Annotated in this window: 1 protein-coding gene; it reads right to left on the reverse strand. The window is 70.3% G+C overall.

Annotated elements, in window-relative coordinates:
* Positions 1-5,720: amino acid adenylation domain-containing protein (locus tag ABZ321_RS58065; RefSeq protein WP_354905650.1), on the reverse strand; the 5,720-nt coding region annotated here is incomplete at its 3' end.
* Positions 5,721-5,757: the final 37 nt, after the last annotated feature.

Here is a 5,757-nt window from a genome sequence, read left to right on the forward strand (position 1 = left end):
TACAGGTTGAACAGGCCGACACCCGGAAGGTTCTCGTAGAACCGGTCGCGTGCGGCTGGACTCAGGGCCTCGCCGGAGCACACCACCCGCCGCAGACCACCACACTCAGCCGCCTGCGGCACGGCCAGGAACGCCTCCAACATCGACGGCACAAAGTGGACCGTGTCCACCCGCTCAGCACGGATCAGCTCCGCGACATAGCCAGGATCACGATGACCACCCGGGCGGGCGATCACCATCGTGGCACCCTGGATCAACGGCCAGAACAACTCCCACACCGACACGTCAAACCCGAACGGCGTCTTCTGCAACACCCGATCACCCGGCCGCAGACCGAACCGCGCCTGCATCCAGACAAGACGGTTCACGATGCCCTCGTGCGACACCACGACGCCCTTCGGCACACCCGTCGAACCCGACGTGTAGATGACATACGCCGCCTGACCCGGCACCACCACAACATCCGCAGCCGTCGCCGTACCGGCAAACGGGCCCTCCGACAACACACACACCGCACCCGCGTCCGCCACCATGAACGCGACCCGCTCCGCCGGCAGATCAGGGTCGATCGGCAGATACGCACCACCGGCCTTGAGCACCGCCAACAACGCCACCACCAAGTCGAAACCACGCGGCAGCGAAACCCCCACCACCGAATCCACGACCACACCACGCTCGATCAACTGACGCGCCAGACCGTTCGCCCGACCGTCCAGCTCCGCAAAGGACAACGACTCACCCTCGAACACCAACGCCGGCGCATCCGGCGTGCGCGCCACCTGCTCGGCGAACAGAGCCGGCAACGTCGCCACCGGGACGTCGGCCGCCGTGTCGTTCCACTCGTGCAGGACACGGTCGAGCTCGCCGGGGTTGAGAACACCGATCTCCGACAGCGGCACCGGTGTGGTGCTTTCCAGTGCCGAAACGAGGTGGGCGACGGCGGTGTGCAGCATCTCGGCGACCGCTTGCGGATCGATCGGGTCGACCGCGTCCACGGTGAGGCCGAACCAGGTCCCGTCGTCGTCGATGGACACGGTCAGCGGGTAGTTGGTGCTTTCCCGGGTGTACACGGTCCGGACACCGACGTCTCCGTCCCTCTCCGCGTCGCCCTGGGCCGGCGGCGCGCTGTTGTGGCGATAGTTGAACAGCGTGGCGAACAGCGGCTGGTCGGCCGGGACCGCGCTGACCCGTTGGGCCAACGCCAGCGGGGCGTGTTCGTGCTCCAGCAGCCCGGCCAACTGGCCGCGCATCGCGGCCACCGCGTCCTGGACGTCCAGGTTCTTGGTGACGAGCCGCACCGGCAGCGTGTTCATGAACAGGCCCGGCACCCGGTCCGCGCCCGCACCCGCGTTCATCCGGCCGAAGAGCACTGTGCCGAACACGACGTCCTCACGGCCCGACACGACCGACAGGACCCGCGACCACGCCACGTGCATCACCGTCGCCGGGCTCACACCCAGGCGCCGGGACGTGTCGCGCAGCTGCGCGGCGACGTCCGGGGCCAGCCCGAAGCCGGCACGCACCACCGCCGAGCCGTCGCCGCGGACGTCGTGCACCCCGAACGCCGCGGTCGGCTCGTCCACCCCGGCCAGCAGCTCGCGGAAGAAGGCCTCGTGCTCGCCGCTGGTGAGCCCGGCGCGGGCATGGGCGACGAAGTTCCGGAACGGTAGCGGCTCCGGCAGTTGGTCCGCCCGGCCGGCCAGGACGGTCTCGATCTCGGCCGTCACCACGTCGAGCGCGGTGTGGTCCTGCATCAGGTGATGCACGCGCAGGACGCCCAGCCAGCGACCGTCGGTGGCCGGTGTGACGTGCAGGTCGAGCATCGGGGCGCGGCCCAGGTCCATTGCCGACCCGGCAGCGGACAGCAGTGCCGCCACGGGGTCCGTCGTCTCGACGGGCAGGCGCACCTCGGTTTGGGGCAGCGTCGCCGCCCGCCAGACCACCTGTACCGGTTCGCGCAGGCCCGACACCACGACCGACGTCCGGAACACGTCATGACGGTCGATCACGTGCTGGAGCGCCCCGGCGAAACGGTCGAGGCGGTCGCGGTCGGCGAACTCGAGCACGAACGACGTCACGTACACGTCGTCGCCGCCGTCCGCCAGGAGGTGGTGGAAGAGGATGCCTTCCTGCAGCGGGGCGAGCGGGTAGATGTCGGCGACGTTGGCCGCGCCGCCGTCGACGGTCGCGACGACCGCGGCGACCTCCGCCTCGGTCAGGTCGGCGAGGGGCAGCATGTGCGGTGTGATCACCTGCGTGCCGGCGGGAATCAGGTTCTCCGGGACGTCTACCTCCGCGCGGCCGGCCGCGGCCGCCAGCCGGGCCGGTGTCGGCGACGTGAACAGTGTCCGCACCGACACGGACACGCCGCGCACCCGCAGCCACTCGACGAGGCGTACGGCCAGCAGCGAGTGCCCGCCGAGGGTGAAGAAGTCGTCGTCGACGCCGACCTGTTCGAGGCCCAGGATCTCGGCGTACGCCTGGCACAACAGTTCTTCGCGGATGGTGGCCGGGCCCCGCCCGGATCCGGCGGTCGCGGCGAAGTCGGGTGCGGGCAGGGCCTTGCGATCCAGTTTCCCGTTGGTCGTCAGCGGCAGGCCGTCGAGCACCACCACCGCCGAAGGCACCATGTACTCCGGCAACCGCTGACCGGCGAATCCGCGAAGCTCCGCGCTGTCGACGACGCCGACCACGTATGCCACGAGGCGCTTGTCGCCGGGTGTGTCCTCGCGGGCGATGACGGCGACCCGGTCGACCTGCGGGTGGGCGGCGATGACGGCTTCAACCTCGCCGGGCTCGATCCGGAATCCGCGGAGCTTCACCTGTTCGTCGGCCCGGCCGAGGTACGCCAGGTTTCCGCCGGACGTCCAGCGGACCAGGTCGCCGGTGCGGTACAGCCGCGACCCGCTGTCGAACGGATCCGCCACGAACCGCTCGGCCGTCAACGCCGTCCGGCCCAGATAGCCCCGGGCCAGACCCGCACCGGCCACGTACAACTCCCCGGTCACACCGGCCGGAACGGGCATCAGCCGTTCGTCAAGCACGTACACGCGGGTGTTGACGATCGGGACGCCGATCACCGGCTCGTCACCGGCGGACAGTGGCTGCGACATCGCCGCACACACCGTCGTCTCGGTCGGGCCGTAGGCGTTCACGAGCCGCCGGCCGGGGGCCCACCGGTGCACCACGTCCGCGGGCAACGCCTCACCAGCAGACACCACGGTCGACAGCGTCGCCAGGTCATCCGGCGCCGCAACCGTCAGGACCGCCGGTGGCAGCGTCGCATGGGTCACGCCGAACCGGGTGACCGTCGTGGCCAGTCCGCGGCCCGGCAACAGGTCGTCGGCCGGGGCCACCACCAGGGTTGCGCCCGCACACAACGACACGAAGATCTCGGCGCTCGCGGCGTCGAAACCGGGTGACGCGAACTGCAGCACGCGGCTCTGCGGGGTCAGGTCGAACCGGCGCGCCTGCGCGGCGACAAGGCTGCGCAGGCCCGCGTGGGTGACGACGACGCCCTTCGGCGTGCCGGTCGAACCCGACGTGTAGATCACGTATGCCGGGTGGTCCGGGTGCGGTGCGTCGACTCCCTCCCCGCCGGTCGCTGTGGTCGCCTCGACGGCGTCGACGACGACCGAAGGCAAGGTCGTGGGTGCGCCTGCTGCTCGATCCGTTGAGGTCAGCACGCAGTGCGCGGCGGCGTCGGCGACCATGAAGGCGACCCGCTCGGCCGGCAACTCCGGATCGATCGGCAGGTACGCACCGCCGGCCTTCCACACCGCCAGCAACGCCACGACGAGGTCGGCACCGCGGTCGAGATACACCGCGACCACCGACTCCGGACCCACGCCGCGGCCGGTCAACAACCCGGCGAGCCGGCTCGCCCGCGCATCCAGGTCGGCGTAGGTCAAGGCGACACCCTCGCCCAGCACCGCGAGGGCGTCAGGTGCCTGCGCGGCGAGCAGCTCCGGCACGGTCGCCGCGGGCACGTCGACCTTGGTGTCGTTCCATTCGATCAGCACCCGGCGTCGTTCATCGGCGTCCAGCACGTCCACTCCGGAGATCGGAGTGGACGGGTCGGCCAGCACGGTCTCCAGCACCCGGACCCACCGCCTCGCGATGACGGCGACGGTGCCGGCGTCGAACAGGTCCGCGGCACCGGTCAGCTCGCCGTACAGGCCCGCGGCGGCGTTGCCGTCGCCGAATGCCTCGGACAGCGAGATCTCGAGGTCGAACTTCGCCGAGGACGTGACTGCCGCCGCCGGTGTCTCGGCCGGCGCCGCCTGGCCGCCGGGCCGGTCCAGCGCCGCAGTGTTCTGCAGGGCCAGCATGACTTGGAACAAGGGGTGACGCGCGAGTGAGCGGGCCGGCGCCAGTTCCTCGACGAGGCGTTCGAACGGCACGTCCTGGTGCTCGAAACCGGCCAGTGCCGTCTCGCGCACCCGGCCCAGCAGCTCGACGAACGTCGGGTCACCCGACAGGTCCGTCCGCATCACCAGGGTGTTGACGAAGAACCCGACGAGATCGTCCAGTGCCTGGTCGGTACGGCCGGCGGTCGCGACCCCGATGGGGATGTCCGTGCCGGCGCCGAGCTTGGACAGCAGTGTGGCGAGGGCGGCCTGCAACAGCATGAAGACTGTCACGCCCTGAGCCTTCGCCACCTCCAGCAGCCGGGCGTGCAGGTGCGCCGGCACCGTCACAGGCACCGAGTGGCCGTGGTGTCCGGCCACGGCCGGGCGGCGGCGGTCTGTCGGGAAAGTCAGTTCCTCGGGCGCGCCGTGCAGAGCCTGCCGCCAGTAGGCGACCTGGCGGGAGATCAGACTGTCAGGATCGGTCTCGTCACCCAGCAGGTCCCGCTGCCACAAGGCATAGTCCGCGTACTGCACCGGCAGCGGCGCCCAGCGCGGCGCCCGCCCCTCCGCCCTGGCCGCATACGCAACCGACAGATCCGTCGCGAGAGGCCGCATCGACCAACCGTCACCAGCAATGTGATGCACCACAACGACCAGCACCCGCTCACCGGAGCCACCATCGAACAACCACGCCCGGATCGGCACCTCCACCGCCAGATCGAACGCGTACCGGGTCGCCGCCTCCACCACACCGGGAAGATCCACCGCGGACACGACACTGGTATGCAACCGCCAGTCCAGATCCCCGGCCGCGATGATCCGCTGCAACGGCACACCACCGACCGTCGGGAACACAGTCCGCAGCACCTCGTGCCGGCCCATCACATCCAGCAACGCCGCCTGCAACACCGCCACATCGACCGTGGCGGGCAACCCGAGCACGGTCGGCAGGTTGTACGTCGCCGACGGACCCTCCAACTGACCGATGAACCACAACCGCTGCTGTGCATACGACAACGGCAACCGCTCCGGCCGCTCCCACGGCACCAACGCCTGACGAGCCCGCCCCGCACCAGCCAGCCGACCAGCCAACCGCGCCGGCGTCGCAGCATCGAACAACACCCGCAACGACACCTCAACACCAAGCACCACCCGCAACCGGCTCACCAACCGCACCGCCAGCAGCGAATGACCACCAAGAACAAAGAAGTCATCATCGACCCCGACCGCATCCAGGCCGAGCACCTCAGCGAACGCCTGGCACAGCAGCTCTTCCCGCACGGTCGCCGGACCCCGCCCAGCGCCGGCGGCCGCGGCGAAGTCGGGGGCGGGCAGCGCCTTGCGGTCCAGCTTCCCGTTGACGGTCAACGGAAGCTCATCCAGGGCCACGACAGCCGACGGGACC

It is taken from the genome of Dactylosporangium sp. NPDC006015 (genome assembly GCF_040614215.1).
In the GTDB taxonomy this organism is placed as follows: domain Bacteria; phylum Actinomycetota; class Actinomycetes; order Mycobacteriales; family Micromonosporaceae; genus Dactylosporangium; species Dactylosporangium maewongense.